Annotated in this window: 7 protein-coding genes; 3 read left to right on the top strand and 4 right to left on the bottom strand. The window is 43.5% G+C overall.

Features of this window, described 5'->3' with window-relative positions:
• Nucleotides 1–126: 126 nt before the first annotated feature.
• From FP815_14095 to FP815_14110, 4 genes are all read right to left on the bottom strand, one after another.
• Nucleotides 127–564, bottom strand: coding sequence for a hypothetical protein (locus FP815_14095; protein MBA3016057.1), 438 nt, complete (start codon nt 562–564; stop codon nt 127–129).
• A gap of 64 nt (nt 565–628) precedes the next feature.
• Nucleotides 629–1,642 carry a hypothetical protein gene (locus tag FP815_14100; protein MBA3016058.1) on the bottom strand — a complete coding sequence of 338 codons (1,014 nt, stop codon included), beginning with the start codon at nt 1,640–1,642 and terminating at the stop codon, nt 629–631.
• A gap of 304 nt (nt 1,643–1,946) precedes the next feature.
• On the bottom strand, nt 1,947–2,345 hold the full coding sequence (locus FP815_14105) for a type II toxin-antitoxin system HicB family antitoxin (protein MBA3016059.1): 399 nt from the start codon (nt 2,343–2,345) through the stop codon (nt 1,947–1,949).
• Nucleotides 2,342–2,524 (bottom strand): type II toxin-antitoxin system HicA family toxin, encoded by a 183-nt coding sequence (locus FP815_14110; GenBank protein ID MBA3016060.1) that lies wholly within the window; start codon nt 2,522–2,524, stop codon nt 2,342–2,344. The genes FP815_14105 and FP815_14110 overlap by 4 nt, the downstream gene beginning before the upstream one ends.
• Nucleotides 2,525–3,115: 591 nt before the next feature.
• Between FP815_14110 and FP815_14115 the strand changes: the two genes are divergently transcribed.
• Genes FP815_14115 through FP815_14125 form a run of 3 tightly spaced genes read left to right on the top strand, consistent with a single transcriptional unit; the run spans nt 3,116 to nt 4,741 of the window.
• Nucleotides 3,116–3,469 (top strand): n-acetylglutamate synthase, encoded by a 354-nt coding sequence (locus tag FP815_14115; GenBank protein MBA3016061.1) that lies wholly within the window; start codon nt 3,116–3,118, stop codon nt 3,467–3,469.
• A gap of 9 nt (nt 3,470–3,478) precedes the next feature.
• On the top strand, nt 3,479–3,985 hold the full coding sequence (locus FP815_14120; protein MBA3016062.1) for a GNAT family N-acetyltransferase: 507 nt from the start codon (nt 3,479–3,481) through the stop codon (nt 3,983–3,985).
• Nucleotides 3,986–4,018: 33 nt separating this feature from the next.
• The gene (locus FP815_14125) at nt 4,019–4,741 is read left to right on the top strand and encodes an SAM-dependent methyltransferase (GenBank protein MBA3016063.1); all 723 of its coding nucleotides are present in this window, start codon (nt 4,019–4,021) and stop codon (nt 4,739–4,741) included.
• Nucleotides 4,742–4,907 lie beyond the last annotated feature (166 nt).

Here is a 4,907-nt window from a genome sequence, read left to right on the forward strand (position 1 = left end):
AGGAAATCAGCGTTATCATTGATCTTGAGCGGATTATCAGTCAATTGGTGGTGTCGGAAGTTGGCAGTGCTAACAATCTGATATGATAAGTTTATCTCGTCCAAACTTGACCCTTCGCGGTTTTAGTCAAAAATACCCAATATCCAACGACGAACCAACCTGTAGCCCCTTGATCTTCTCCATGGGATTGCCCAAGGGAAATGGCCTGATCTTATGAATCCACTTGGCCCAAGTCTTCAAATGGGCAAACATGCGATTGATCGTCCGGTCACTCCAACGCCTCTGTCCCTCAGTCACGACCGTCTTCTTTAAATAATCCATGAAGGCTCGGGAGAGTCGAGGCGTCCAGGCGCTTCGGGCGTCGCTCTTCTCCTCCTGCCACATGAAATCTAAAAAGGTCTGAATATCCCGCTTCTGTTCCTGCTGACTTCGTTCGGAGGTGGTGACCTCCACCCGGAAATAAGCCTCGGCCCAAAGCGCTAAGGTGTCTGGCAGATCATCACGAAAGACGACCAACCCGCCCTGTTTGCTGGCAGAATCATTAGGTGTGGCAATTTGGTTCATATTCATAAGCCCATTAGATAATAATATGACAAGTTTTTGCACAATTCACTATCTCTAAGATACCTTATGTCTGGTCATTTGGTGATTGCTGGCCTTCAGCCTTTTTCTTTAACGCCTCAGCATGTTGCCTTTTCAAATCTTGGATTTGCTCGGTAAGTCCTGCGGATTTTTCAGTGGCCACGGCCACCTTTTTTTCCAGAGTCGAGATTGTGGCCTGGGCGGTTTTCTCAATGTTGGATTTTTCAAGTTGAGCTGCTTTCTCCGACTCAAAGGCCTGGGCCTGGACCTCTTTTGTTTCCTTCAAGGCCTGGGCTTTTTCTGCTTGAGTCTTGGCAAGCAGGATCTTTCCTTCGGCAAGATTCGATTCAAGTTCCTTGGTGCGGGTTTCCGCCACAATAGACCGATGCTCAAGCTCTTTTTCTTTCCCCTTCAGACCGATCACCACAGCTTCCAATTCGTTAATCTTCTGCTCCTGGGCAAACTCAATTTTTTGATGCTGGTCAATCGCCACCAATCCTACTTTAAGGTCTGCGGCCAGGACACTCTTTTCTTTTTCAAGAGCGATGTGCCGCCCGGTCAACTCTTTAAGTTCAGCTTTTGTTGCGCCTAGCTCCCCTTCAACTTTTGCTTTTGCCTGCCCGAGTTGATCTATTTCGTCTTGCCTCTTAGTTAAGGCCTCATCCTGTTTTTCAACCATGGCCTCAAGATCAGCAATTTGCTGTAAGTCTTCCTTCCGTTGAGATTCGAGCACGATCCGTTTTTCAGCAAAGGAGGTCGTTAATTCGTCAACAGACTTTCTCATTTCTGAGGCGATTTTGAACCAGGTGCCTTCGGCGATTTGGGTAATCCCGCCGACAAAATCCTTGAACCATATCGGCATCGGTGCCGTTTCTTCCTCTTTTGCCTGGGCCTTGATGGTAGCCATGTACTCATCAATCACCGACACACAACGGGAATATTGGCCACCTACTATCTTTTGTAATTTGGTAGCGGTGATCTCTTCCAGACGAGCACCATTTTCGGTTAACTGCTCTATCGCCTTAAGGTATTTGTCTTTTTCAATCGCCGGTCGAGCCATGGTTTATCCTCTCTGTTTATTAGTTAATTAATTAGTTTGTGTATTATTTATTAATTAATATATTACCGGGACACTTGGATAGCAACCAATAAATCAGGCTATTTTTAAAGGTGTTCATTGTGGCTGCAAAGGAAAGATTGCGCTGCCCTCCGTGTACGTTCGTCCTTCCTGCTCGGCGCATACTCGATGCGCGGGCAAGACACCATCGAGCCGCACCATCTCTTTCTTCTTCACCACCCGCCCGCATAACCGGCAGCGTGGTCTTGGTTTTACAACTTCCGGCTTCCAATTGCCGCCAGCCATTTCACCGGCCCAAGGCGTGTAAAGCTGAATCTGCGAGAAAGGCCGACCGACTTTTCCACTTACCCGCCGCCACCTCTTCGTCTATTTTTAAAATAAGCAACTTAGGCAAGGTAACAGTCGCCTTTTCGGTCCCGCCAAGAAAAGCAGAAACGTCAACGTCGACATAGGCCCACGTTGCGCCTGCATAATCAGGGTTTGCATAATGTGTATCAATCTCCGAAGGAGTGGGAGCTATCTCACCACCTTCGGCCAGGATTTCAAGATGACTAAAAATTGCCTCTTCGGTGTTCTTCAGGGCCTCATCGATAGTTTCCCCTGCTGAAAAACAGCCGGGAATATCAGGAACCGTAACACCGAAACATGAGTTGCCGTCTTTATGTATTGCAATAGGATATTTCATTTAATGCCCGCCTGTTTCAGTATGTTTTTAATAGTGCCAGTTGGCAGCGTTCTTTTGGGATGGGGAACAGTGACCAGGCCTGGTTTAGCCGGGTGCTTAAAATGGTGGTGACTCCCCTTGGCCCGGATCAGTTGCCAGCCATCCGCTTCGATCATTTTTATAATTTCTTTGCTATTCAATGTTTCCCCCCTTTGTTTTAAACAAAATAGCACCGCTGGCGGTATGAAGTCAATATTAAAAATAATACCGGCTGTATAAAACTATTGTATTATCGCAAAGTTGATAGGTAAAAATTTGGTATCGGAAGGGACCAGGAAATGGCGGGGGAAGATACGATTTCGTTGACGGAAATCGGCGCTCTTTGGCTGGGGGGGATTGTTTCCCCTTGGAGTCCACAATACCGCACCGCTTGACGGCGCAGATCATAGCCGGAAGGATTTCCGGCTATTCGACGTTGCGTATGGATTTGCTAAAATGAAAACCTTGAACAAATGTTGATGTTAGATAGCTATCTTGAATATTCTTATTATTAAGGCCAACAGTAGTTGTCGTCAGCTTTGTTTGTGGTGAAATTCTTATGATTCATAAATATAATATCAGTGAACTTTATTGACAAAAAAATGCCTTCTAGATACTGTAACGTCAGTTTTATGATAGGATGGACAACCTTGTAATTTAGGCGTACCGATTCCTTCGGGCACCATTTTTGCTAACTCGATAGCACCCAAAAACAGGATGTTTTGGATGAATCCATCCAGATAAAACTCGTTATGATCCAAAAAATAAAATTCAATCTAGATGGCAAAGTTTTCAGGTCACTTTCAAACACCGAAAATGGTGAAGTTGATTCCGGAACACTATTCTACTATCAACAAGATAATGATGTCATATCAGCCAATTATCATGGTGGTTTAATCGTAAAAGGACATTTAGTTGGAAAACAACTCAAAACTGGTCAACTTGAATTTGTTTATCACCATATAAATCTTGAAGGAAAGCTAATGCTTGGAAAGTGCTTTTCAACTCCTGCAATTACAACGGAAGGAAAACTCAAATATATTGAAAAATGGCAGTGGTTGTCGGGAGATAAATCAAATGGTGAATCTGAAATAATTGAAGTGTAAGATACCTAGATGATAAGATTATTCAAAAAACATGATTTGGTTCAACTAAATCAGATGATACATAAAACAATCGATTATTCATACCCAGCCGTATATCCAGATCTTGCAGTTCTCTTTTTCAAAAAATATCATTCTGAAAACAATATCCTTGAACGTTTCAAGAAAGGGAAAGTCCTCGTCTTTGAAAAAAATGGTAACATAATGGCGACTGGATCTATAGTTGGAAATGAAATTACAGGAGTTTTTGTCAAACCAGAGAGTCAGTGGCATGGTCTTGGAAGAGAAGTTATGTCTGCGCTTGAATTAATGGCTCAGGAAATGGATATTCCCGAAGTTACCTTAAGTGTTTCATTACCATCTAAAAACTTCTATGAGAACCTGAACTATAAAATAACAGAAGAGTCTCAAATAGATGTTGGCGAAGGCCAAGTTCTAAGATATTGGATTGCAAGCAAAAATATACTTCATAACCAGTCACTAAACACTGACAGCGGGAACACCCCCGGTGCAGGTTAGCTCCACGTTGGGTGTCACAGGATAAAATGCGAAATGTCTTTCACGTTATCTGAAGTCGTCCCTTGGGGGCGTTCCTATGATGAATATGTTTCAATGTTTTCTCTGTCTCAGGCAGATTTAAAGCAAAAAATATTGGGCTGTGGCGATGGCCCTGCAAACTTTAACAGCACTCTCTCCTCCAAAGGAGGCTTAATCGTTTCTGTCGACCCCGTTTATTTTTTCACATCAGAGGAAATAAGAAAAAGAATCACGGAAACATATGAATTGGTGCTAGAGCAAACACGGAAAAATAGAGAAGAATTTATTTGGGAAAACATTTCGTCTATTGAAGAGCTCGGTCGAATACGCATGTCGGCAATGGAGTCGTTTTTAAAGGATTTTGAAAAAGGTAAGGCAGAAGGTCGATATATAGCTGGTAGTCTTCCCCATCTACCTTTTTACGGTAAAGAATTTGGCATAGCGTTATGTTCGCATTTGCTCTTTCTATATAGCAAACAGCTATCAGAGGAATTCCATTTTGCTTCAATAAGAGAACTTTGCCGGGTGGCTCAAGAAGTAAGGATATTCCCCCTGTTAGAACTTGGGGCGAAAAAATCGAGACATATAAATCCGGTGGTCGCCAGGTTAAAGAAGGAACATTATCACTTTGAAATCAGAAAAGTTCCGTATGAATTTCAGAAAGACGGCAACGAAATGATAATCATAAAATCACCCAATCGGATAGCCGGGGGTTTTTCTCCCCCAGCCTCCAGGTGAGTAGCCCAAAGGAACTTCCCCTTCAGGCTCTCTCAGAACCGGACGTGAATCTCTCGACTCATCCGGCTCCTATCGTTCAGCCGTTTTTAGACAAAACACGCCAATGAACAAAAATATTCGGCTGTCGTTCGGCAATTTGACTCAACCATCTGGTGGCTTTTTGTTG

The sequence above is a fragment of the Desulfobulbaceae bacterium genome (assembly GCA_013792005.1).
Lineage (GTDB): Bacteria > Desulfobacterota > Desulfobulbia > Desulfobulbales > VMSU01 > VMSU01.